The sequence below is a fragment of the Candidatus Pelagibacter bacterium nBUS_49 genome (assembly GCF_051200925.1).
Lineage (GTDB): Bacteria > Pseudomonadota > Alphaproteobacteria > Pelagibacterales > Pelagibacteraceae > Pelagibacter.
Genome location: NZ_CP172837.1, coordinates 1011575 through 1036969, shown reverse-complemented (window position 1 = coordinate 1036969; position 25395 = coordinate 1011575). Strand labels below are relative to the sequence as shown.

The window sequence follows — 25395 nt, the reverse complement described above, 5'->3', positions numbered from 1 at the left end:
ATGAAAGGTAAGATTTTAATTTCTACTGGAGGATCTGGTGGCCATGTTATTCCTGCAATTACAATCCATGATCATTTAAAGGAAAATTATGATATATCAATTTCAAGTGATGTTAGAGGTCTTAAATATCTTGATGATAAATTTTATAAGATAATAGTTATTGATACACCCAAGTTAAATAATATAATTTTATTTCCATTATCAATTTTAAAAGTATTTTTTTTAGTTTTAAAATCATTGGCAATATTAAAAAAAGAAAAAATTCGAATTCTTATTTCCACTGGCGGGTATATGTCACTACCATTATGTATAGCAGCTTGGATATTAAATATAAAAATTTATTTGCTAGAACCTAATATGGTTATTGGAAGGGCAAATAAATTTTTTCTTAAGTTTTCTAAAAAAATTATATGTTATTCAGAGAATATTATTAATTTTCCAAAAAAATATAAAAATAAATTAAATATTATAAATCCACTAATAAGAAAAAAATATTATAATAAAAAATCAATAGAAAATAATAATAATAAATTTACTTTAATGATAATAGGAGGGAGTCAAGGTGCACAAATATTTGATAAAATTTTGCATGAGTCAATTATTAAAATTTCGAAGTTTAAAACTTTAAAGGTAATTCATCAAACAAATCAAAAAAACATAAAAAATCTCAAAAATTTATATTTAGAAAATAAGATTGATAATACTGTTTTCAGTTATGATCAAAATCTTAATTTATTAATAGATCAAGCTGATTTGTGTATTACAAGATCTGGTGCCTCTAGTTTAGCTGAAATTTCTTTATCTAAAAAACCATTTATTGCCATCCCATTACCAAGTTCTAATGATAACCATCAATTAGAAAATGCTAATTATTATAAAAATAAAGATTGTTGCTGGGTTATTGATCAAATTGATTTTGATAAAAAAAAATTTGAAGATTTGTTATTAAATATATTGAGTAATAAAGATGAAATACTTATAAAAAAAAATAATTTAGAAAAATTAAATTATCAAAATACCTGGAATAATGTTAATCAAAATTTATTAAATATTATTAATGAAAATTAAATTAGCAAAATCAGAAATTATTCATTTTATTGGAATTGGTGGAATAGGTATGAGTGGATTATCTCTCATTATGAAGGGTAAAGGATTTAAAGTTCAGGGCAGTGATATTGCAAGCAACAAAAATATTGAGAGATTAAAAAAAGATAAAATTAAGATTACAATTGGACATAAAAAGCAAAATATTAACAAAGCAACAATTGTAGTAGTTTCTTCTGCAATTAAAAAAAATAACCCTGAATTAATAGAAGCAAATAAAAAACAACTACCGATTTATAAAAGAGGAGAAATGCTGGCTAATATTGTTTCTTTAACAAAAAATATTGTAGTTGTTGGCTCTCACGGAAAAACAACTACGACATCACTAATAGCTTCGATTTTCCAAGAAACCAAAATAGATCCAACTATTATTAATGGAGGTGTAATAAATTCTATCAACAATACTGCAAAACTTGGTAAAAGTGACTGGTCTATCTTAGAAGCTGACGAATCTGATGGTAGTTTTGTTCACGTTCCACCAACATATTCGATAATTACCAACATAGATAGAGAGCATATGGATTTTTATAGTTCTATGGATGAGTTAAATAATTATTTTATTAAATTCATAAAAAAAGTTCCATCCTTTGGAAAATCTTTTATTTGTATTGATGATAAGAATAATAAAAATTTGATTAAGAGACTAAGTAATAAAAATTTTTATACATATGGAACAGATACAAAATCAAACTTTTGTATTAGAAATATTAAACAATCAAAAGACTATTCCGAGTTTGATTTAAAGATAATTTTGCCAAATATAAAAAAAAAATTAATTAAAAAAATTAAAATACCTTTATTAGGAATACACAATATTAGAAATTCAGTTGCAGCCTCAGCTTTGGCTATTACAGTTGGATTAACAGTTTCAAGTATTAAAAAAGGATTAAAAAACTTTAAGGGTGTTCAAAGAAGATTTAATAAAATTTTCACATTTAATAAAGTTGACTTTTATGATGACTATGCCCATCATCCAACTGAAATCAAATTTGTGTTAGAAGGAGTACATAAAGTTTATAAGGGATATGAAAAAATATGTATTTTTCAACCACACAGAATATCAAGGTTAAAAGACTTAAAAAAAGATTTTACTTATGCATTTAAAAATGCAGATAAAGTAATCTTACTTCCAATTTATACAGCAGGAGAAAAAATATCATTAGGTTTTAAATATGAAAATTTTGCAAGAGAAATAATCAAAAACTCAAAAGTAAAACTATTTTTAGCAGATGATAGATTTCAATTAGCTAAATATATTAAAAATAATATTTATGGGAAAAAAATAGTTATTGGAATGGGTGCGGGGACAATCTCAACTTGGATGAGAGAAATGCCTAAATATTTATAATGAGCATTAACCAAAATGATTTGTTATCAGAATTTAATGAAAATATTAAATTTGATTATAATTTAAAAAAAAAGAATTGGTTTAACATAGGTGGTAATGCTAAAATTTTCTATAAAGCTGAAAATTTGAAAGAATTAATTAAATTTTTAAAATTAATAAAAAATAAGGAGAAAATATTTATTCTAGGTGGTGGCTCAAATACTCTTATTACTGACAAAACTTATGATGGTGTTGTAATAAAGTTATCAAATAATTTTAATAATATTTCCCTACTATCAGAAGACATAATTATTGCTGGAAGTGCCGTTAGCGATAAATCACTCTCAGAATTTGCAATGGATAATAGTTTGGGAGGATTTGAATTTTTATCCTGTATACCTGGTACAGTTGGAGGAGGTATAAAAATGAATGCCGGTTGTTTTGGAAGAGAATTTAAAGACATCCTAATCTCAGTACAAGCTATAAATAAATCAAGACAAGTTGTTACAATTCCAGCAAAAGAAATTGATTTTAAATATAGAGATAGTGGATTACCAAATGATTTAATTTTTTTAAGTGCATCTTTTAAAGGTTTTAGGAAAAAATCAGATTTGATTAAGAAAGAAATGATAGAATTAAAAGAAAAAAAAGAAAAAGCACAACCTACAAAAATTAAAACAAGTGGAAGCACTTTTAAAAATCCATTAGGTCAATCAGATAAAAAAGTTTGGCAATTAATAAAAGAGTCAGTTCCTCTAGAAAAATCATTTGGGGATGCTGGTATTTCTGAAAAACATTGTAATTTTTTTATAAACAAAGGTAATGCTAAATTTGATGATATGAAAAAATTAATAGAATTTGTGTCTGAAAGTGTTTTAAAAAAAACTGGTGTAAAATTGCAAACTGAAATAAAAATTTTAGAGTAAATTGAAAAAAAAAATATTAATACTTGCTGGTGGAATTTCAAAAGAAAGATTAATTAGTCTTGATACAGGTTTACAAGTTGCAAAAGAGTTAAAAAAAAATGGTTACAAAGTAAAAATTTCTGAACCTGATGGCAGTTTGTCAAAAAATATTAATCAATTTAAACCTAATGTTATATTTAATGCTTTACATGGACAGTTTGGTGAGGATGGTTATATACAAACTATTTTGGAAGGGTTTAAAATACCTTACACTCATTCTGGAGTCATTGCTTCTTCATTAGCAATGGATAAAGCAATATCTAAAAAAATTTTTATACAAAATAAAATTAATACCCCAAAATATATTAAATATTCTTATGAAGAAAATAATTTTGATTTAATAAAAAATATTGAAAAGAAGTTAAAATTTCCAGTTGTAGTTAAGCCAATTAATGAAGGTTCAAGTGTAAATGTTTTTATTTGTACAAAAAAAAATATTTCAAGAATTTTAAGTTCAATGAAAATTTATAAAGAGATAATGATCGAAGAATTTATTGGTGGAAGAGAAATTCAAGTTGCAATTATGGGTAATAAAAAATTAGGAGCAATAGAGCTTAAACCAAAAAGAAAATTTTATGATTACAAAGCTAAGTACAGTGCAAATGCAAAAACTCAACATATTATTCCAGTCAAGCTTTCAAAAAATAAATTAATTGAGGTAATGGATTTATCACTTAAAGCTCACAAAATTATAGGTTGCAATGGGGTTACTAGATCAGATTTTAAATTTTATAAAAATAAGTTTTATCTACTAGAGATTAATACTCAACCAGGTATGACAAGATTGTCTCTTGTTCCAGAAATAGCAAAATATAAAGGAATATCCTTTATAAAACTAATTGAGTGGATTTTAAAAGATGCAACAACGAAAAAGTAAAAAAATTTTAATATATTTTTTTTTACTACTAGTAGTTGGCTCAATAAATAATTTAAATTTTAATAGTTTAACGTTACGAAACATCAATAATATTAATATTAATATTAATATTAATGGATTAGATATAAAGGATAAATTAATTTTACTTAAACAAATAGAAAATTTTAGTTTAAATAATATTTTTTTAATCAGTAAGATTGATTTAACGAATGAAATTAAATCAAATCCCTTAGTAGAAAATTATACTGTTTTTAAAAGATATCCGTCATCAATAGATATAAATATAGAGAAGACTAAATTTTTAGCTAAAATAAATAAAAATGGTCAAATTTTTTATATAGGTTCTAACGGCAAATTTATAAAAAATGATTTTTTAGATAATCAATTACCCTATATTTTTGGCAATCCAGAGGTTATTGATTTTTTTTATATTAAAGAAATTATTGATAAATCTAAAATTTCATACTCAAAGATAAAAAATTTATTTTTTTTTCCATCTAAAAGATGGGATTTAGAATTAAGAGATAATACTATAATTAAATTACCAAATGAAAATACTAATCTTGCCCTTAAGTTAGCAATAGATTTTTTGGATGATAATAAATTTATAGATGCAAGAATTAAAAATCAAATTATTTTAAATGATTGAAGATACAGATTTTGAAATTTTTCTATATATTTCTAAAAACAGATATCAAATATTTGTTTATGATAAAAATCATTTAAAGAATTTATATAATGAAGAAATAAAGAATATCGATGAAATAGAATTAAATACTCTTTCAAAATTTCTTGATGAGAATATTTATAAAATTGAAAAAATGATAAAAAAATTTGTTAGAAATATCATTTTAATTATAGAAGATGATAAAGTTTTAGATGTAGGTATTTCATTAAAAAAAAAAAATTATGAAAAAAATATAGATCAAAAACATTTTGAAAATAGCTTAGTAGAAGTTAAAGATATTTTTAGAGAAAATTATCAAGATCAAATTATTATGCATATGATTGTTGTTGATAATGATAAAAATGAAAGTAACTTTTTATTAAATAATGATAACAAAAATGATGATTATATGTTTTTAGAGATAAATTTTATATCCATTACTAATAACTTCACTTTTTATTTTGATAAGCTGTTAGAAAGTCACCAAATCAAGATTAGTCGTTATATGTCATGCAAGTATATTAAAAACTACATTGGTGACGACTCAACTGAGCTATCTATCATGGCAAATAAACTGAACAATGGTTTGAATAAAAATGAAGTTCAATTAGTTTCTAAAAGTGTTGAAAATAAAGGTTTTTTCGAAAAATTTTTTCAACTATTTAGTTAAAAGTGTTTTTTCTAGTAATATTTGTTGTTTTCAAAGTTTATTAAAAATTAATTAAAACACTTGAATGTCTTATTTAACTCAAAAAACAATTAAAAATAATGTTTCGTTTAGTGGCATCGCATTACATAGTGGATTAGATGTAAATATATGTGTTAAGCCAGCTGAGCCTAATTTTGGTATAGTTTTTAAAAGAGTTGATTTTAATGAAAATAACTTAGTTTACCCAAATTTTATGAATGTCACTAACACTTCACTAAACACAACTATTGAAAATGAATTTGGAGTTAAAGTTTCAACAATTGAGCATTTGATGGGAGCATTATTTGGATTAGGAATTGATAACGCATTAATAGAAATAGATAATGAAGAAGTTCCAATTTTGGATGGATCTGCAAAAGAATTTATTGAAAAAATTATTACTTCTGGATTAGTAGTAAGTGAGTCTCCAATTAAAATTATCAAAATTAACAAAGATATTAAATTTACTGATGGAGAAAGATTTATTTCAATAGAGCCATCTACCTTAAGCTTAGACATAGATTTTGAGCTTAAGTACAAAAATCCTATAATTGGTAATCAAAAAAATATAGTTAAAGTTTTTGAAGATGATCTAACTGATGTTTATAACTCTAGAACATTTTGCTTGTTTGAAGATATTGAATTAATTAAGAAAAATGGACTAGCAAAAGGTGGAAGTTTACAAAACGCAATAGTAGTAAAAGATGATGAAATTTTAAACCCAGAAGGTTTGAGAAACAATAAAGAATTTGTTAATCACAAAATACTTGATTGCATTGGAGATCTTTATACATCTGGTTACAGAATGATTGCTAAAATCAAATGTTCTCAAGGTGGCCATTATTTAACTAATCAGTTGCTTAGAAAAGTATTTGAAAATAAAGAAAATTTTTCTATTCTTGAAATAAAAGAAAAAAACTTACCACACACTTTAATAAATAGAAATATATTAAAATCTATAGCTTAATTAAAGATAACTTTAAATTTAAGTTTAGAAAAAGTATATATTACCAATGTATAATTATAAAATTATCTTTTTGATATTAGTAATTTTTTTTATTAATGCATGTTCAAAAGATAAAATAAAAGAATCACAAATAAATCAAAAAAATTTAGATTTACAAGTTTTGGAAGCTTATCAAGAGGGATTAGAATCTTTAGAGAGTGGAGATGTTCTTTTTGCAGCAAAAAAATTTAATGAGGCAGAAATTTTATTCCCTCAATCGACATGGGCACCAAAATCTGCATTAATGGCAGCTTATGCCTATTATAGCCAAGATTATTATATTGATGCTATTGCTGAACTAGATAGATTTATTAAAATTTACCCGTACGATAAAAATCTTGATTATGCATATTATTTATTGGGAACATCTTATTATGAACAAATAGTTAATGAAGAAAAAGATCTTCAATCAATGATGGAAGCGAAAAAAAATTTTCTAATAGTCGCTAATAAATATCCAAAAACTGAATACGCACTGGACGCAAAATTTAAATTAGATTTAATTGATCAAATTTTAGCATCAAAAGAAATGTATATCGGCCGGTATTATTTTGATAAAAAAAAATGGATTGCATCAATTAATAGATTTTTAAATGTAATTAATAACTACAATGAAACAATTTATACAGAAGAAGCACTTTATCGATTAGTAGAGATGTATTATATTTTAGGTTTAGAGGCTGAGTCAAAAAAATATGCTCAACTTCTAGGATATAATTATAATTCATCAGAGTGGTATAAAAAAAGCTACAAACTGTTTAATGCCTCATATAAAGAAAAAGAAACTGTTATAAAAAATGATAAAAATAAGATACTTCAAAAAGTAAAATCTCTATTTAATTGAGATGAAGAAAAATCAAATAGAACTTCAGTATAAAAAAAAAATAAAACTACTTACTGAATATAACAAAAATTACTTTGATAAAAATAACCCAATTGTAGATGACAATGATTATGATAAACTTAGGAAGGAAATTTTATTACTAGAAAAGAATTATAAATTTTTATTTTCAAAAAATTCTCCTTCAAAAAAAATTGGATACAAGCCTTCAAAAAATTTTAAAAAAGTTTCACATAGAATTTCCATGTTATCTTTGGCAAATGCTTTTGGAAGAGAAGATTTAATTAATTTTGAAAAAAAAATTTTTAATTTTTTATCTAAAAATAAGGATTTTATTTTATCTTATAGCGCAGAACCAAAGATTGATGGTATCTCAGCATCGTTAATTTATAAAAATGGTGAATTTAAAATTGGATTATCAAGAGGGGATGGAAAAGAAGGTGAAGATATAACAGCCAATCTAGCAACAATTAATGATATTCCAAAAAAAATTAAATCAAAAGATTTTCCTGAAGAGATTGATGTTAGGGGTGAAGTTTATATACAAAATAGTGACTTTGAAAATTTAAAAGAAAAATTTGCAAACCCAAGAAATGCAGCCTCTGGATCATTAAGACAAAAAAATCCAGAGGATACAAAAAAGATTCCTTTAAAATTTATTGCTTATACGTTTGGTTATGAAAAGGGTCTCAAGGCAAAAAATCAAACAGATTTTTTAAAAAATTTAGATGATTGGGGTTTTAAAACAAATCCATTAAATAAATTAGTTACAGGTGTCGATAATTTATTGATTAATTATTCAAAGATAGAAAAAGATAGAGCAAAAATTGATTTTGATATTGATGGTATAGTTTATAAAATTAATGACTTTGAACTTCAAAAAAGACTTGGAAATGTTGCAAATTCACCTAGGTGGGCTATCGCTCATAAATTTGCTTCAAATAAAGCTATATCTAAAATTCTAAATATTGAAATTCAAATAGGAAGAACCGGAGCATTAACGCCAGTTGCAAAAATTAAACCAATCAATATTGGAGGAGTAGTAGTATCTAATGCAACTCTACATAATGAAGATGAAATTGATAGAAAGGATATAAGAATTGGAGATTTAGCAACTATCGAGAGAGCTGGTGATGTAATACCCCATATCCTTTCAGTCGATAAAACTAAGAGAGATAAAAAATCATTACAATTTATTTTTCCAAAAAATTGTCCCTCTTGTGGCTCTAAAACAATTAAAGAATTCAATAATGTTACAAAAAAAGAGGATGCAGTTAGAAGGTGTTCTAGTGAAGGATACGATTGTGAGAAAATTGCAATAGAAAAGTTAAAACATTTTGTTTCTAAAGAAGCTTTAAATATTGAAGGCTTTGGTAAAAAAATAGTAGAAAACTTTTGGAAACTCAATTTAATAAAATTACCACAAGATATATTCAATTTAGATTTTAAAAAAATAGAAAATCTTGAAGGTTGGGGTAAACAATCAATGGAAAATTTAAGATATTCTATTAATCAAAGGAAGAATATTTCTTTAGAAAGATTAATCTATTCACTAGGTATCAGGCATATTGGTTTAGAAAATGCAAAAATTTTATCAAAATATTTTAAATCATTTTATAATTTCATTAATTTTTCTAACGAAATAAATTCAGATGATATATTGAATATTGATGGAATTGGAGAAACTCAGTTACAGTCAGTTAAAAATTTTTTTAATAATAAAGTTAATCTAAATATTTTAAAAGATTTACAAAAAATTTTAGTGGTAAAGAATATAACAACAAAAAATAAAAATGGATTATTAAATGCAAAAACATTTATGGTGACTGGAAAACTCAATGGAATCAGTAGAGCAGAAGTAAAATCTTTGATAGAAGAAAATTCTGGATCTTCAGTAAGCACTGTAAGTAAAAAATTAGATTATTTAATAATTGGAGACAAACCAACTAAAAAGAAAGTCGATAAAGCTATAGAATTTAAAATTACCATATTAAATCAAAGTCAGTTTTTGAAATTGCTAAATATAACTAGCTAGCCATTTTTTCTCATTATAAGAAAGATATTTTGAAAGTTTTGAATACACATCTAAATGATATCTAAATAAATAATTTTTTTCTAATTTAGTTAAAAGATTAAAATTAATTAAATCTTTTTCTATTGGAACAAGAGTTAAATTTTCAAAGCATATTTTCTTTTTTATTTTATTAACAAAAACAAGATTTTCTATTCTGATACCATATGAATTTTTTTTATAAAAACCTGGCTCATTACTTAAAATCATACCTTCTTGGATTTTAACTTTATTTAATTTGGAAATTGATTGAGGTCCTTCGTGAACGTTTAAAAAGAAACCAACACCATGTCCTGTTCCATGAGCATAATCTAATTTACTTTCATTTAAATATTTTCTAGCTCTCCGGTCGATTTTTATACCAGTATTGTCGAGCTTTAAGTTTGTATTTGCTACAGCTATGTGCCCTTTTAATACTTTGGTGTAAATATTTTTGATACTTGGTTTTGGTTTTGTAAAACAGATGGTTCTGGTGACATCAGTAGTTCCATATTTATACTGACCACCAGAGTCGCATAAAAATATATCATTTTTTTTTATTGATCTACAACTACCTTTTTTAGCTCTATAATGAACAATGGCACCATTTTTGCCCGCTCCTGCAATTGTTTCAAAACTTGGATATAAATATTTCTTACTTTTTTTTCTAAATTTTTCTAATTTTATTTGAGCATCAACTTCTGTAATCTTTTTTTTATTAACTTTTTTAATCCAATAAATAAATTTCGTTAATGCCACACCATCTATAACATGAGTACTAATCATGTTATCAATTTCAGTATTATTTTTTATAGCTTTAAAAAAATAAGTGGGGTCTTCTCTTTTTATAATTTTAAATTTAGATTTAATAATTTTTTCATAAAAAGCTGAACAAGATTTATTATCAATTATAAAATTTTTACCATTTAAAGAAAAAATTTTTTTTGGTAAATTTTTAGTAGATACTAATTGATCTTTGTTAATTATTTTTTCTTTTATTAATCTTTTAGCTTTATGAGGTTCTGCTATTAAAAATATTTTTTTTGATTTATGAATGATTAATCTTGAATTTGGTACAGGACTATTTGGACTATCGTTACCTCTAATATTTAAAATCCAAGCTACATTTTCTGGAGCAGTTACAAATAAATTATCAGCTTTATTTTTTTTTAGGTAATTTACAATTTTATTAATTTTTGATTTTCTATTTTCTCCAACAATTTCATCTTTGAGTGAAAAAAAAGCAGCACTTTTACCAATTTTTTTATTTTTTATTTCATCAATTAAATTATTGGATATAAATTTAGTTTGATTATTTTTTAAAAAATAATTTTTTATTTGTTGATGAGTAAATAGTTTTGGGTCTAAACCCAATCTTAAATTTTTGAATAAATTACAATTTATTATTTTTTCGTAACTAACAATTTTAAAATATTTTCCACTCTCCATTTCACTTTGAATAGTGTATCTACCATCTGTAAATAAATAGTTCTTATTTTTTAAAATAATTGCCAAACCTGCAGAGCCACTAAAATTTGAAATAATTTTTAATCTATTTATTTTTGAATATTCAGTAAAATAATCATCATTTTTAGGCACAACATATCCATCTATATCGTATTTTTTAAATTTTTTTCTTAACTCTTTTACTTCTTTGTTCATTTAATTCTCTTTTGATATCTTATCCATCCAGGACTTCTTGTTCCTTCTTCGATTTCAAAGTCTTGATTAAAATCAAAATCTTGATCATCGTCAACTTCTTCCTCAAAAAAAGAATTTTTTTCTAAATGTTTTTCTGGCAACTCCTCAATGAATCTTGAGGCCATGCTATCAATCCAGTCACCTTGATAAAATCTGTTCATTGAAAAAGAGATTATTGCTTTCTTTTTAGCCCTTGTAATTCCGACATAAGCTAAACGTCGCTCCTCTTCTAATCCATTTTGCCCTTTTTCTTCAATTGATTTTTGATGAGGAAACAGACCTTCTTCCCAACCAGGAAGAAAAACTACGTCAAACTCAAGGCCTTTTGCTGCGTGCATAGTCATCATATTAATTTTTTCACCATCCCATTCTTGATCAATTGAAGTAGCTAAAGAAACATGTTCTAAAAAACTTTCTAAATTATCAAATTCTTTCATTGCGCTTAATAATTCTTTAATATTCTCTAATCTGTTTTCATTGTCTAAATCTTTTTTATTTTTTAACATTGCTGAGTAACCAGATTCGTCTAAAACTATTTGAAGTAATTTAATATGATTAACTTTTTTAATATTAAGATCATTTCTCCACTTATTTAATGCGTTAAGAAAAAAACTAAGACCTATTTTTGTTTTTGGTTTAATTAAATTTTGTTCAAGCATTTTATTAGCAGCAGACTCTAAACTTAAATTATTTTCTTTGCCAAATTCATGAACAGTTTTTAAAGTAGTATCTCCAATTGATCTTTTAGGATTGTTAACAATTCTTTCAAAAGCAAGATCATCTTTTTCTTGATGAATTAACCTTAAGTAGGCAACACAATCTTTAATTTCAGCTCTTTCATAGAATTTCGTTCCTCCTAAAATTCTGTAAGGCATACCAATTTTAAGGAATCGTTCTTCAAATTCTCTAGTTTGAAATATGGCCCTAACTAATATAGCCATTTCATTAAATGAATATTTCTTTTTTAATTTTTTTTCTATCTCATCTGAAATTCCAATCGCCTCATCTTTACCATTTTTAAAGCAATTTAATTTTACCAAATCTCCTTCTTCCATAGTAGTTGTAAGTGTCTTACCAACTCTATTTTGATTATTTGAGATAAGATTTGAAGCAACAGATAAAATATTTTGAGAAGATCTATAGTTTTGTTCAAGCCGTATTACTTTTGTGTTTTTATATACTTGATCAAACTCTAAAAAATTTTTAATTTCTGCTCCTCTCCAACTATAAATTGATTGATCATCATCTCCCACACAACATAAATTTTTATTTTTTTCAGACAATAAATTTAACCATTTACTCTGAATAAAATTAGTGTCTTGGTATTCGTCTACTAAAATATATTTAAAGTTTGTTGTATAAATTTTTCTTATATCAGGATAATTTTCTAAAATTTTTACAGTATGTAAAATTAAATCACTAAAATCGCATGAGTTTAAATCTATTAATTTTTGTTGATAGATTTTATATAAAGGAAGTATAGTTTTTTCATAAATATCTTTTTTATTTACCATAACTTCAGATGGGTAATACCCTTTATTTTTCCATCGATCGATTATTGCTAAAATAAATCTAGGTGCCAATTGTTTGATGTCAATATTTTCACTTTTACAAATATTTTTGATAAGTCTTGTTTGATCATCAGTATCTATAATGGTGAAGTTTGAATTTAAATTTGCTGCTGCCGCATGTTTTCTTAATATTTTTGCACAAATTGAATGAAAGGTTCCAAGCCAAGAAAGACCAGTTGCAGCAGAACCAAGCATTTTACCCACTCTTGTTTGCATTTCTTTTGCAGCTTTATTGGTAAAAGTTACTGACAAAATTTGGTTAGGAAATGCTTTCTTTTCTTTAATAATGTGTGCAATTCTTGAGGTTAAAACCTTAGTTTTTCCAGATCCAGCACCCGCAACTATTAATAATGGTCCTTCTAAACATAATACCGCTTCTTTTTGAGCATTATTTAGGTTTTTTAAATAATCAGAGTTTATCATTTAAAATATTTCTTTATAACTTTCATTGTTTTATGAGCAAACATAATTATTTCTTCAGATTTTTATTAAAGATTAACAAGTTTATAAATAGTCTATTAAGTAGAAATTTAAACAAATTAAACGCCGCTAATTTAAAAAACATATTAACAAATAACAAAGTCTTTTTAACTATTGTTTTATTGGTTATTTTATTTTTTTCATACCTTTCAATACCAAATATTTTTAATAAAAATCAAGTTTCAGTCGAATTAAAAACAAATCTATTGGATAAATTAAACCTAGAGTTTAATTTTAAAAAAAAATTAGATTATAAATTTTTACCAAGACCACACTTTGTAACAATCGAATCTTCAGTAAAAATTAATGAAAATAAAATCTCTGAAATAAATAAATTAAAAATTTATGTTTCTTTAGAAAGTCTATTCTCTCTAAAAAATATGAAAATAAAGAATGTAGTAATAGAAGAAGCAAACTTTAATCTTAATAAAAATAATTATGATTTCTTTATAAAACTTTTGGATAGTGATTTTGAAGATATTAAACTTGAGATACTTGATAGTAATATATTTTATAAAAATTTAGAGAATGATGTTTTGTTTATTAATCATATTGAAAGTGCAAAATATATTTATGATCCCAAAGAGTTTAAAAATATACTTTTTTCAAAAAATAATATTTTTAATTTACCATATTTAATGGAATTATCTAATAATCAAGAAGAAAAAAAACTTAATTCAAAAATAAATATAGGAAGTTTAAATTTTCACCTAGAAAATCAATTTTCATATGGAGAAGAATTAAAATTAGGGTTATCAGAATTTAATTTTTTAAACTCAAAAAGTATTGCTGAATATAAGGTAAGTAAAAATAATTTTGAATTCAAATTATTTGATAAAGCTCAAAAATCAAAATTTTCTTACAATGGCAAATTAAATTTTAGACCATTTCATTCTTATTTAATGGGATCTGCTAATACAATAGATTTTTCTCATTTATTCTCGGATAATGCTATAATTAAACAACTTTTAAAAACTGAAATATTGAATAATAAAAATGTTGATTTTAATTTAAATGTTTCTGCAAATAAAACAGAAAATTTTGATAGTTTTACAAATATTTTTTTAAATTTAAAAATTCAAGAAGGATTAATTGATTTAGATCAAACCAAATTTAGTTGGAAAAATCATGCAAACATTAGTTTAACCGATAGTTTAATATATTTAAAAAATGGAAAATTAGTTTTAGATGCCAACTCTGAAATCAAATTAATTAATTTAGACGAAATATATAAATTTCTAATTACTCCTAAAAATTTAAGAAAAAAAATCAATAAAATGAACATTAACTTTACTTATTTATTTGATGAAAAAATTTTAAATATAAATGATATCAAAGTTGATGGTGTAACTGATAAAAATTTTCTTAATAATCTGAATGAAATTAATCTAAAAGAGAATAGTTTGCAAAATAAGATTTATTTTAAAAATTTGTTGAATAAATCAATTAAAAGTTATGCTGGATAAATCATTTTTTTAGGATCAACTATTTTTTCATAATCGTTTTGATTAATTAATCCCGTCTTTAATGTTTCGTGTTTTAAAGTAGTATTATTTTTTAAAGCAGTTTTTGCAATTTTTGCAGCATTATCATAACCAATATGTGGTGCCAATGCTGTTACCAGCATTAAAGAATTATCTAGGTGTTCTTGGATTTTTTTCTTATTAGCTTTTATTCCTTTTACACAATATTGGGCAAAATTTTTAGTGCTATCAGCTATTAGATCTATTGATTGCAAGATATTATGAGCAATTAAAGGTTTAAAAACATTTAATTCAAAATGCCCATGAGATCCTGCAATAGTAATACCATTATGATTACCAATCACTTTAACACAAACCATTGTAACAGCTTCACATTGAGTAGGATTTACTTTTCCTGGCATAATTGAAGAGCCAGGTTCATTTTCAGGTAATATAAGTTCACCATAACCTGCTCTAGGACCAGATCCTAAAAATCTAATATCATTTGAAATTTTCATTAAAGCTACAGCACATGTATTTAATGTTCCTGAAAAATTAACAATCGAGTCATGAGCTGCAAGTTCAGCAAATTTATTTGCAGCTGGTTTGAAAGGGATTTTTGTAAATTTAGCAATTTCTTTAACTATTTTTTTATCAAAATTCTTTCTAGAATTTATGCCAGTGCCTACAGCTGTACCACCTTGCGCAAGATACAAAATTTCCTTTAATGCATATTCTATTCGTTCAATACTTTTCTTAACTTGTACGTGGTATCCAGAGAATTCTTGTCCAAGAGAAAGTGGTGTTGCATCTTGAAGATGTGTTCTTCCAATTTTTACTATACTCTTAAATTCATTAGATTTTTTTTTTAATTCTTTTTCTAAAAGTTTTAAATTAGGTAATAATTTGCTTATCGTTTCTTTCGCAACAGAGACATGCATTGCAGTTGGAAAAACATCATTTGTTGATTGTGATTTATTTACATGATCATTGGGGTGAACTGGTTTTTTACTTCCTTTTTTGCCACCTAAAATTTCTATCGCACGATTAGCAATTACCTCATTAACATTCATGTTTGTTTGAGTTCCAGAACCTGTTTGCCATACTTTTAAAGGAAAATTTTCATCTAATTTTCCTTTAATAACTTCATCTGAAGCTTTGATAATCGCCTTTGAAATTTTATTGCTAATTAATTTATCTTTAGCATGAACAATTGCTGCTGATCTTTTAATTATTGCTATAGATTTAATTATCGAAATATTTACCAATATTTTACCAATATTGAAAAATTTGTTAGATCGTTGAGTGGATGCTCCCCAATATTTATCATTAGGAACATTTACACTTCCAATACTGTCGAATTCTTTTCTTAATTTCATTGATTAATTTGTAAGTAATAAATAATTATAACATACAATAATTTAAAAAAAACTTACAGGAGCAAAATGTCGAATTTTAATAAAGTTGGAATTTTTATGAAAACTTTTGGCCAAGAGGTCAAAACAAAACCTTCATTTAGTAGTGATAAAATCAACAAATTAAGAATAGATCTAATAAAAGAAGAATTAGAAGAACTTCAAGAAGCAATGAAAAATAATGATTTATTGGAGGTAGCTGATGCTCTTACTGATATTTTGTATGTAACATATGGTGCTGGTCATGCCTTTGGTATTGATTTAGATACATGTTTCGATGAAGTTCAAAATTCTAACATGAGTAAATTGGGTGAAAATGGAGAGCCAATTTATAATGAATCAGGAAAAGTAATGAAGGGTCCAAATTATTTTAAACCTGATTTGTCAAAATTTGTATCTTAGATTTCTAATTTAAAATCTATAGCATTGGCACTGTGAGTTATGCTTCCAACTGAAATTCTGTCTATTCCTGTTTTAGAAACTTTTTTAACTATTTTTAAATTAATATTTCCTGAAGCTTCAGTTGTGTAATATTTTTTAGCAATCTTGACACCTTTTTTCAGATTTTTAACTGACATATTGTCAAATAAAACAGTATTAAATTTTAGACCCATTATTTCATTGAGTTGTTTTAAATTATCAACTTCAACTGTTATTTTTCGGCCCTTTTTATTTTTAATAGCAAGAGCAACTAAATTTTTAATATTTGATGAAGCAATATGATTATCTTTGATTAAAAATTCATCGCTTAGATTAAATCGATGATTAGTACCCCCACCTAATTTCACTGCATATTTTTGAATAACTCTTATGTTTGGAATAGTTTTACGGGTACAACAAATTTTACATTTGTTTCCAGCAAGTTTTACAAATCTATTTGTCTTTGTGGCAATTCCTGAAATATGTGATAAAAAATTTAAAGCAACTCTTTCAGCAATTAAAATATTTTTAGCATTTCCTTCTATAGTTGCAATTAAAGAGCCTTTTTTAACATTTGATCCATCTTTTTTTTTAATATTAAATTTAATTTTATTATCGACTAAATCAAAAGCTTGTTTTGCAAACAATAAACCACCAACAATTGCATTTTCGTTTGAAAGAAGTTTGACTTTAATGTTTTTATTATTTTTAACTAAGCTTGAGGTAATGTCTCCCGATGGATAGAGATCTTCATTTAGTGCTCTCTTAACTGTATTACGTATAAAATCTTTGCTAAGTTTTATTTTTGACACTTAATTATCTGCCAATAGCTGCCATTTTTTCAACTGATATTCTAGCTTTGTCAATTGTCTCTTTATCCATAATTATTTCACCAGTTTCATTTTCAAGACAATCTAATATTTTTGGAAGTGTAATTTTTTTCATGTGAGGACACATATTGCATGGTTTTATAAAATCAACATTTGGATTTTCGACTTGAATATTGTCACTCATTGAACATTCGGTAACCATCATAACTTTTTTTGGCTGGTTATCTTGAACGTATTTAATCATACCAGAAGTTGATCCCGCAAAGTCACTTGCTTTAATAACATCTGGAGGACATTCTGGATGTGCAATAATTTTTATGCCTGGATTATTTTTTCTTATATCGTGTATTTCTTTTTCATTAAACTGATCATGGACTATACATATCCCTTTCCAAGAGATGATTTCTACATCTGTTTGTGATGCAACATATTTTGCAAGATAATCATCTGGTAAAAATATTACTTTTTTAACACCAAGAGATTTTACAATTTTAACAGCATTTGCTGATGTGCAACAAACATCTGTTTCAGCTTTTACTTCTGCTGATGTGTTAACATAAGATACAACTGGCACCCCTGGGTACTTTTCTTTTAATAATCTCACATCTTTTCCAGTAATTGAAGATGACAAGGAGCAACCAGCATCCATATCTGGTAAAATAACTTTTTTATCTGGGCTCATTAATTTTGCAGTCTCAGCCATAAAATGAACACCGGCCATTAAAATTATATCAGCAGATGTTTTTGATGCTTCAATTGCTAAAGCAAGAGAGTCAGCAGCAAAGTCTGCAACCCCATGATAAATTTCAGGTGTTTGATAGTTATGAGCAAGTATTACTGCATTCTTTTTCTTTTTAAGTTCGTTAATCTTGTGAATGTAAGGAGCATGCACAGACCATTCAATCTCTGGCATTACTCTAGAAATTTTTTGATAAATAGGATCTGTAGCTTTTTGTACTTCTTGGGTAAATTCCATGATGTTATTTACCAATTTGAAAGATAGTTGTCATTCATTTATTATGACACATACTGCGGTCGTGCTGAAATTGGTAGACAGGCACGGTTGAGGGCCGTGTGGACCTAGTCCATGAGAGTTCGAGTCTCTCCGACCGCACCAAACTTCATTTTAACAGTATAGTTTGATTTAAAAACATGATAAATTGTATATTTATGAAAAGCAAAAGCAGCTTAAAAAATATAATTTTAAATGCTGATAAAAATCTTCTCAAAAATAATTTAACAGTTGCTAAAGATCTTTATAACCAGGTGCTAGATACCTTTCCTAAACATTTAGACTCATTGAATAAACTTGCTGTTATTCATTTTCAACTTGGTGATTTAAAAAAAAGTATAGAATTTTTTAAAAAAGTTATCGCAATTAATCCAAATAATCCTGAAGTGCATAAAAATTTAAGAGTATGTTATAGTGCTTTAGGTGATTTGGACAATTCCTGGAAACATTATGAAGAATTTTTAAGATTAAAATCCTCGTCAGTACAAACAAAAGCTGATTTAGATAAATTAATACCTCAATTAATAAAAAAATTAAAAAAACAGAATGATGTCCCAACATTTTTTGATAACGCTACATTAAGACATTTGCTTAAAGATAAAAATTCAGAAACTGATTATTGTGATATTTTCTTGAATAGTCAAAATTCAAGACAGAATAGATTTATTACACACTCTGATAGATTAAGAATATCTAAATCCTTTTTAAATAATCGATCATTTGAAGGTTTACCATTATTGGCATCACAAGGCACTCATTCGCTTATAAAATGGAAAGATATACCTATTTTTAAAACTACTTTCGATTTAAATATTTATATGATGATTATAGAAGAAATAAAGCCTGATATAATTATAGAATTAGGCTCTGGATTAGGTGGAAGTGCTATTTGGTTAGCTGACATCGCTAAGGCTTTAGATTTAAATACACACATTTTTAGTTTAGATATTCACAAACCAGAATTAAAGCATCCGAACGTTACTTTTTTAAAACAAGACTTAAACAATATAGAAGATTTAAAAAAAGCTGTGTCTTGGGAAAAGCTTAAAGGAAAAAAAATATTAATAGAAGATGCACATACAAATATATTGAATGTTCTAAATTTTTTTAATACGCATCCGAATAAAAATGATTACTTGATAATTGAAGATAGTGGGAGCAAGGGAAATACAATTAAACAGTTTGTGAATGGTAAAGACGATAAATATAAAGCTGATCAGTTTTATCTTGATTTTTTTGGAACTAATATCACTTGTTGTGTAGACTCAATATTTAAATGTTTTTAAAAATTAAGAATATTTAAATGTATAAATTACTTTCAGTCATATTTATGGTTGGAGTTTTACTTTTAGTCATTCCAGGTTTTTTGCAATCAAATTCTAAACTAAAGTAATTTCTAAAAAATTTAACTATTTGGATTATCATAATACTAATAATTCTTGTGATTTTTTATTTATTTAAATAATAGATTAGTTTTTTATCCAATCAGGCTTTTCAATTTTTATTGAAGCTTCTTTTGTATTAAAATCAGATTTTCCATTAAAATTTTCATCTAAGTATTTAATTAAAGCAAATGGATATTGTTTATCTATTAATACTTTGCCAATTTCATTATCATTATAATAAATACTTTCACCTTCAGTTAATTCACCTTTAACAATATTTATTGGCAATAATCTTTTTGAAAGCTTATTTTTTAATTTTATTCTAGCTGTATTTTCTTGCCCAACATAGCAACCTTTTTTAAAATCAATTCCATTTAATTCTTCATAATTGCACTCAATACCAAATAATTTATTTTGCAATTTATTTAAATCCTTTGGTACTATTCCAAGTTTATGACTAAATGATTGATATTCATCTATATTTGTATCATGCAAATCTAATTTTTTTAGAGATAAATAAAGTTTTTCTAAATTGATAATTAATCTTGCTCCTAATTGTTTATTTCTTGGATCTAAAAAAATAGGATCTTCTCTATATTTTAAAGTAAACCCAGAAATATCTTGTGCTTCTTCAAAAGTTAGGAATTTTTCATGAGAAAAAGCAGCAACCACAAATTCATTACTAAGATTTAGAATTTCAACTTTTGATCTTAGTTTGTAAATACTTAATTGCTTATATAATCCATCTGATTGAGATTTTTCACAATCAATTAAATAACCAGATTTATGTTTGATAATAATAAACTCATATAAAAATTTACCCTGAGGAGATAGTAAAGAAGTAAAACACGTATTAGTTTCACTTACTTTGTTAATATCGTTACTAATCAAATTTTGTAAAAACTCTTTTGTATCTTCACCGTTTAAGTAAAGGATGGCTCTGTCATCCAAAATATATACGTTTTTAATATTCATATTTGATTGATTGATGATTTTAATATAATTACTTTTTTCATAAATGTTAGATCTAATAATTAAAAACGGAAAATGTTATATTGATGGTGAATTGAAAGATGTAGATGTTGCTATTAAAGATGGTAAAATTCATCAAATTGGTCAAATTTCAGATGACGCTAAGGAAACAGTTAATGCTCAAGGCCAAACTGTTTTACCAGGATGTATAGATACTCAAACGCATTTTAGAGAACCAGGGTCAACTGATACTGAAGATTTGCATTCTGGAAGTAGAGCTGCAATTGCTGGAGGAATTACCAGTGTATTTGAAATGCCTAACACTAATCCACCAACTTCTAATATGAAAGAATTTCAAAGAAAATTGGACCTCGCAAAAAATAGAATGTATTGCAATTATGCATTTTATTTTGGTGCAACTGCTGACAATGCAAATGATTTAGCAAGTTTAAAAGATTTAGAGGGTTGTTGTGGAATTAAACTTTTTGCAGGGTCTTCAACTGGAAACCTTTTGGTTGCGGAGGAAGATGATATTGATAAGGTTTTTCAAAATAGTTCAAAAGTTGTTGCGGTTCACTCTGAAGATGAAGCAATTTTAAATGTTAATAAAAAATTAATCAAAGATGGTGATGTTCATTCCCATCCTGTTTGGAGAAGTGCAGAATGCGCAATATCCTCAACAAGACGAATTGTTAGAATTGCAGAAAGACATAAGAAAAAAGCACATATTCTTCATATAACAACAAAAGAAGAGATTGATTTTTTATCTCAACATAAAGGTAATATTACTTTTGAGATAACTCCACAGCATTTAACAATTTATGCGCCGGATTGTTATGACAAACTTGGAACTTATGCTCAAATGAATCCTCCCCTAAGAGATAAATCTCATTATGATAGATTATGGTATGGAGTTAGAAATAATTTTAATGACACAATAGGCTCAGATCATGCGCCTCATTTAAAAGCGAATAAAGAAAAAAATTATCCTAACTCACCATCAGGTATGCCTGGAGTTCAAACCTTAATGCCAATTATGCTTAATCATGTTAACGATGGAAAGCTTTCTCTTAATCAACTAATGAATTTAGTATGTGAAAATCCAGTTAAGATTTTTGGAATTCAAAACAAAGGTTTTATTAAAGAAGGTTATGATGCTGACTTTACAATTGTTGATATGAATAAGACAATTGAAATTAAAAATGAAAATATTGAGAGCAAATGTGGATGGACTCCATTTAATGGAGATAAATTTAAAGGAACACCAACCCATACAATAATTGCTGGAAATATTAAAATGCAAGAGGGTAAAATTTTAGGTGATCCAGATGGAACACCTTTAAAATTTAGCTAACTTTTCCTGTAAAACTATTTACAAGAATTACTCCAAAAACAATTAAAAATAATCCTAAAACAGCTTGCCAAGCCAAGGTTTGTTTGAAGAAAATATAGCCCATTATAGCAATGGTAAAAATTCCAAGACCACTCCATGTTGCATAAACGATCGCAATTGGAAGTTTGTTCACTACAAAAGTTAATAGATAAAATGCACATAGGTAAAAAAATGAAAGAGCAGCGGTTGGAACTAGTTTTGTAAAGTTTTGAGAAGCTGGCAAAAGCATTGTTCCTGCAACTTCACAAAATACTGCACCTGCAAGAAATAAATATGTCTTAATCATTATTTATAATTTTATGTTTAATTAAATCTTCTTTAATCTCAGTTAGAATCGCTGGATCATCAATTGTTGGTGGCACTTTATACTCTACGTTATCTGCAATTTTTCTAATAGTTCCTCTTAAAATTTTTCCTGACCTTGTTTTGGGTAATCTTTTAATAACAATTACAACTTTAAATGCCGCAACAGGGCCAATTTTATCTCTAACCATTTTTACACACTCTTTAGAAATTGTTTGATTATCTTTATCCACTCCAGATTTTAAAACAACAAGTCCAATAGGAAGTTGTCCTTTTAATTTATCTGCAATACCAAGAACTGCACACTCAGCAACTGATTGATGTTCAGATAATACTTCTTCAATGGCTCCTGTTGATAATCTGTGCCCTGCAACATTGATAATGTCATCTGTTCTTGACATGATCCAAATGTAACCATCATCATCAATGTGACCTGCATCATAAGTTTGGTAATATCCTTCGTAATTAGTCATATAATTATCTTTATATCTTTGATCTGCATTCCATAATGTTGGAAAGGTACCTGGTGGAAGTGGAAGTTTTACGACAATGTCTCCCATTTCATTTGGTTTTGCTAACGTTTGATCAGGTTTAATAATTTTTACATCATAACCAGGTACAGCTTTACAAGCCGAACCATATTTAGTTTCCATCATCTCAATTCCAGTGCAATTAGAGCTAATTGCCCAACTAGTTTCTGTCTGCCACCAGTGATCAATCACTGGAACTTTGAGTAAATTTTCAGCCCATTTAATAGTATCTGGATCTGCTCTTTCTCCAGCAAGGAATAAGCTTTCAAAACTGCTTAAATCATATTTTGAAAAAAACTTACCTTCTGGATCCTCTTTCTTAATTGCCCTAAAAGCAGTAGGTGCAGTAAATAGAGACTTAACCTTATAGTCTGATATGATTTTCCAGAATGCTCCAGCATCAGGGGTGCCAACTGGCTTTCCTTCAAATAGAACAGTAGTACATCCTTTAAATAATGGAGCGTAGACAATATAAGAGTGTCCAACGATCCAACCAATATCACTAGCTGACCACCAAATATCATCAGTATCAATATTATAGATATTTTTCATAGTCCATTTTAGTGCAACTATATGACCTCCAATATCTCTGACTATCCCTTTAGGAGTTCCGGTTGTTCCAGATGTATACAAAATATAAGAAAGTTCATTTGAATTCATCTCAACACAATCAGCATCAGACGCATTTGAGGCAACTTCATCCCAGCTAACTTCAATTGGAGCATTCAATTTTACTTCATGACCTGGTCGTTGAAATAAAATCATTTTACTAATTTTATGATTAGCAAGGTTAATTGCTTCATCTACAAGAGGCTTGTATTCAACTGTTCTTCCAGGTTCAAAACCACAAGAAGCGGTAACTAGTAATTTTGCTTTACTATCATCTATTCTGCTTGCAAGTTCGCTTGAGGCAAAGCCACCAAAGACCACGGAATGGATCGCGCCAATTCTGGCACAAGCTAGCATTGCAACCACTGCTTCAGGGATCATTGGCATATAAATAATTATTCGATCTCCCTTAACGATACCTTGATCTTTCAGAGCTCCTGCAAATTTTGAAACTTTAGATTTTAATTCTTCGTAACTAAATTGACTTTTGTTTCCTGTGATGGGGCTATCGTAAATTAGTGCTGTCTTTTTTCCTCTACCTTGATCAATATGAATGTCTAAAGCGTTGTAACATGTATTAGTGACCCCATCTTCGAACCATTTATAAAATGGAGGATTAGATTTATTTAAAATTTTAGTTGGTTTTTTGAACCAAAAAATATCATTCGAAGCTTCTTGCCAAAATTTTTCAGGATTATTTATCGATTGATCATAAATTTCCTTAAATTTTTCTGACATAAAATTTGATTCGTTTTTTAAAAAAAAATTGGTTTTTAACTTATAAATTGTATTTAATTTTAAAAAATAAGTAAAATCAATGTTTATTAGTGACAATTAACTCTTCATTAATCTAAATTTATTTGTTATTTAACGCAAAATCTTGATTAGGGGTAACTCTAATCTAGTTTATATAAACTAAATAAATAAAAACTAACTAAAGAGGGAGTTTTTTATGAAAAAACTTAAATTGTTTGTGCTTACAGCTGTAGCCCTAATGGGTGTTACAGGTGTTGCAAACGCAGAGACAGTGATGTTAGCTCAAGATGATTTCGTAGGTATTTCATTTTGGTTAGTATCAATGGCTTGTTTAGCTGCTACTGTATTCTTTTTCTTAGAAAGAAGTTCAGTTCCAGCTGGTTGGAGAGTTTCAATGACAGTTGCTGGTCTAGTAACTGGTATTGCATTCGTACACTACATGTACATGAGAGATGTATGGATCATGACTGGTGACTCACCAACTGTTTACAGATACATTGACTGGTTAATTACAGTGCCATTACTAATGTTAGAATTCTATTTTGTTCTATCAGCAGTAAACAAAGCAGATTCAGGAATTTTCTGGAGATTGATGCTTGGTACATTAGTAATGCTAGTAGGTGGATACTTAGGAGAAGCAGGATACATCAACGCTACACTTGGTTTCATTATCGGTATGGCTGGTTGGGTATACATTCTTTATGAAGTATTCTCAGGTGAAGCAGGTAAGAGAGCAGCGAAAAGTGGTAACAAAGCACTTGTAACTGCTTTTGGTGCAATGAGAATGATCGTTACTGTAGGTTGGGCTATTTACCCATTAGGTTACATTTTTGGTTACCTAACAGGTGGAGTAGACGCTAACTCACTTAACGTGATTTACAACGCAGCTGACTTCTTGAACAAGATCGCTTTCGGTCTGATCATTTGGGCAGCAGCAATGCAACAACCTGGTAGAGCTAAGTAGTTTTACTTAAAATTTAAATTAAAGGGCAAGGACATTTTTGTTCTTGCCCTTTTTTTTTGCCTACAA

The 25395-nt window shown here is 26.7% G+C and carries 22 protein-coding genes and 1 tRNA gene; 15 read left to right on the top strand and 8 right to left on the bottom strand.

The features are described 5' to 3' along the window. From ACIJYF_RS05690 to ligA, 9 genes are all read left to right on the top strand, one after another. Complete coding sequence (locus tag ACIJYF_RS05690) at positions 1-1068, top strand: UDP-N-acetylglucosamine--N-acetylmuramyl-(pentapeptide) pyrophosphoryl-undecaprenol N-acetylglucosamine transferase (RefSeq protein ID WP_435115932.1); 1068 nt, start codon at positions 1-3, stop codon at positions 1066-1068. Beyond that, positions 1058-2452: a UDP-N-acetylmuramate--L-alanine ligase gene (murC, locus tag ACIJYF_RS05685; protein WP_435115930.1), complete on the top strand. Its 1395-nt coding sequence runs from the start codon at positions 1058-1060 to the stop codon at positions 2450-2452. The genes ACIJYF_RS05690 and murC overlap by 11 nt, the downstream gene beginning before the upstream one ends. After that, positions 2452-3357, top strand: coding sequence for a UDP-N-acetylmuramate dehydrogenase (gene murB / locus ACIJYF_RS05680; protein ID WP_435115928.1), 906 nt, complete (start codon positions 2452-2454; stop codon positions 3355-3357). The genes murC and murB overlap by 1 nt, the downstream gene beginning before the upstream one ends. Before the next feature lies 1 nt (position 3358). Beyond that, on the top strand, positions 3359-4273 hold the full coding sequence (locus ACIJYF_RS05675; protein ID WP_435115926.1) for a D-alanine--D-alanine ligase: 915 nt from the start codon (positions 3359-3361) through the stop codon (positions 4271-4273). Further along, on the top strand, positions 4254-4922 hold the full coding sequence (locus ACIJYF_RS05670) for a cell division protein FtsQ/DivIB (protein ID WP_435115924.1): 669 nt from the start codon (positions 4254-4256) through the stop codon (positions 4920-4922). The genes ACIJYF_RS05675 and ACIJYF_RS05670 overlap by 20 nt, the downstream gene beginning before the upstream one ends. After that, positions 4915-5610: a hypothetical protein gene (locus tag ACIJYF_RS05665; RefSeq protein ID WP_435115923.1), complete on the top strand. Its 696-nt coding sequence runs from the start codon at positions 4915-4917 to the stop codon at positions 5608-5610. The genes ACIJYF_RS05670 and ACIJYF_RS05665 overlap by 8 nt, the downstream gene beginning before the upstream one ends. A gap of 64 nt (positions 5611-5674) precedes the next feature. Continuing rightward, positions 5675-6595, top strand: a complete 921-nt coding sequence (gene lpxC / locus ACIJYF_RS05660; protein WP_435115921.1) for a UDP-3-O-acyl-N-acetylglucosamine deacetylase — start codon at positions 5675-5677, stop codon at positions 6593-6595. A gap of 46 nt (positions 6596-6641) precedes the next feature. Then, entirely contained in the window at positions 6642-7478 is an 837-nt protein-coding gene (locus ACIJYF_RS05655; protein WP_435115919.1) for an outer membrane protein assembly factor BamD, read from the top strand. A 1-nt stretch (position 7479) separates the two neighbouring features. Continuing rightward, on the top strand, positions 7480-9510 hold the full coding sequence (gene ligA, locus ACIJYF_RS05650; protein ID WP_435115917.1) for an NAD-dependent DNA ligase LigA: 2031 nt from the start codon (positions 7480-7482) through the stop codon (positions 9508-9510). On the opposite strand, the gene ACIJYF_RS05645 is transcribed toward ligA, so the two are convergent. Beyond that, entirely contained in the window at positions 9493-11187 is a 1695-nt protein-coding gene (locus tag ACIJYF_RS05645) for a M24 family metallopeptidase (RefSeq protein ID WP_435115915.1), read from the bottom strand. The two genes, ligA and ACIJYF_RS05645, sit on opposite strands and share 18 nt — an antisense overlap. After that, a complete protein-coding gene (locus ACIJYF_RS05640; RefSeq protein WP_435115913.1) occupies positions 11184-13220 on the bottom strand; it encodes an ATP-dependent helicase in 2037 nt (678 codons plus the stop codon). Before ACIJYF_RS05640 ends, ACIJYF_RS05645 begins: the two co-directional genes overlap by 4 nt. 263 nt (positions 13221-13483) lie before the next feature. Here ACIJYF_RS05640 and ACIJYF_RS05635 point away from each other — a divergent pair, with 263 nt between their 5' ends. Continuing rightward, the gene (locus ACIJYF_RS05635; RefSeq protein WP_435115911.1) at positions 13484-14743 is read left to right on the top strand and encodes a hypothetical protein; all 1260 of its coding nucleotides are present in this window, start codon (positions 13484-13486) and stop codon (positions 14741-14743) included. Here the strand turns inward: ACIJYF_RS05635 and fumC are convergent. Next, on the bottom strand, positions 14731-16119 hold the full coding sequence (gene fumC, locus ACIJYF_RS05630; RefSeq protein WP_435115909.1) for a class II fumarate hydratase: 1389 nt from the start codon (positions 16117-16119) through the stop codon (positions 14731-14733). The genes ACIJYF_RS05635 and fumC overlap by 13 nt on opposite strands. Positions 16120-16185: 66 nt before the next feature. On the opposite strand from fumC, the gene ACIJYF_RS05625 reads away from it, so the two are divergent. Then, entirely contained in the window at positions 16186-16557 is a 372-nt protein-coding gene (locus tag ACIJYF_RS05625; protein WP_435115907.1) for a phosphoribosyl-ATP diphosphatase, read from the top strand. On the opposite strand, the gene nadC is transcribed toward ACIJYF_RS05625, so the two are convergent. Further along, complete coding sequence (gene nadC / locus ACIJYF_RS05620; protein ID WP_435115905.1) at positions 16554-17387, bottom strand: carboxylating nicotinate-nucleotide diphosphorylase; 834 nt, start codon at positions 17385-17387, stop codon at positions 16554-16556. The two genes, ACIJYF_RS05625 and nadC, sit on opposite strands and share 4 nt — an antisense overlap. Positions 17388-17391: 4 nt before the next feature. Continuing rightward, complete coding sequence (gene nadA, locus ACIJYF_RS05615; protein ID WP_435115903.1) at positions 17392-18381, bottom strand: quinolinate synthase NadA; 990 nt, start codon at positions 18379-18381, stop codon at positions 17392-17394. A gap of 55 nt (positions 18382-18436) precedes the next feature. Between nadA and ACIJYF_RS05610 the strand changes: the two genes are divergently transcribed. Both ACIJYF_RS05610 and ACIJYF_RS05605 read left to right on the top strand, forming a co-directional pair. Then, positions 18437-18522 (top strand) — tRNA-Leu (locus ACIJYF_RS05610). A 53-nt stretch (positions 18523-18575) separates the two neighbouring features. Next, entirely contained in the window at positions 18576-19703 is a 1128-nt protein-coding gene (locus ACIJYF_RS05605) for a protein arginine N-methyltransferase (RefSeq protein ID WP_435115901.1), read from the top strand. Positions 19704-19886: 183 nt separating this feature from the next. Here the strand turns inward: ACIJYF_RS05605 and ACIJYF_RS05600 are convergent, their stop codons facing one another. Next, entirely contained in the window at positions 19887-20777 is an 891-nt protein-coding gene (locus ACIJYF_RS05600; protein WP_435115899.1) for a YgfZ/GcvT domain-containing protein, read from the bottom strand. A gap of 43 nt (positions 20778-20820) precedes the next feature. On the opposite strand from ACIJYF_RS05600, the gene ACIJYF_RS05595 reads away from it, so the two are divergent. Continuing rightward, entirely contained in the window at positions 20821-22128 is a 1308-nt protein-coding gene (locus ACIJYF_RS05595) for a dihydroorotase (RefSeq protein WP_435115897.1), read from the top strand. Here ACIJYF_RS05595 and ACIJYF_RS05590 read toward each other — a convergent pair. Next, entirely contained in the window at positions 22121-22453 is a 333-nt protein-coding gene (locus tag ACIJYF_RS05590) for a DMT family transporter (RefSeq protein ID WP_435115895.1), read from the bottom strand. The two genes, ACIJYF_RS05595 and ACIJYF_RS05590, sit on opposite strands and share 8 nt — an antisense overlap. Then, positions 22446-24347, bottom strand: a complete 1902-nt coding sequence (locus tag ACIJYF_RS05585) for a propionyl-CoA synthetase (RefSeq protein ID WP_435115893.1) — start codon at positions 24345-24347, stop codon at positions 22446-22448. Before ACIJYF_RS05585 ends, ACIJYF_RS05590 begins: the two co-directional genes overlap by 8 nt. Before the next feature lie 214 nt (positions 24348-24561). On the opposite strand from ACIJYF_RS05585, the gene ACIJYF_RS05580 reads away from it, so the two are divergent. Further along, complete coding sequence (locus tag ACIJYF_RS05580) at positions 24562-25329, top strand: bacteriorhodopsin-like (protein ID WP_435115891.1); 768 nt, start codon at positions 24562-24564, stop codon at positions 25327-25329. The last annotated feature ends 66 nt before the right edge of the window (positions 25330-25395 follow it).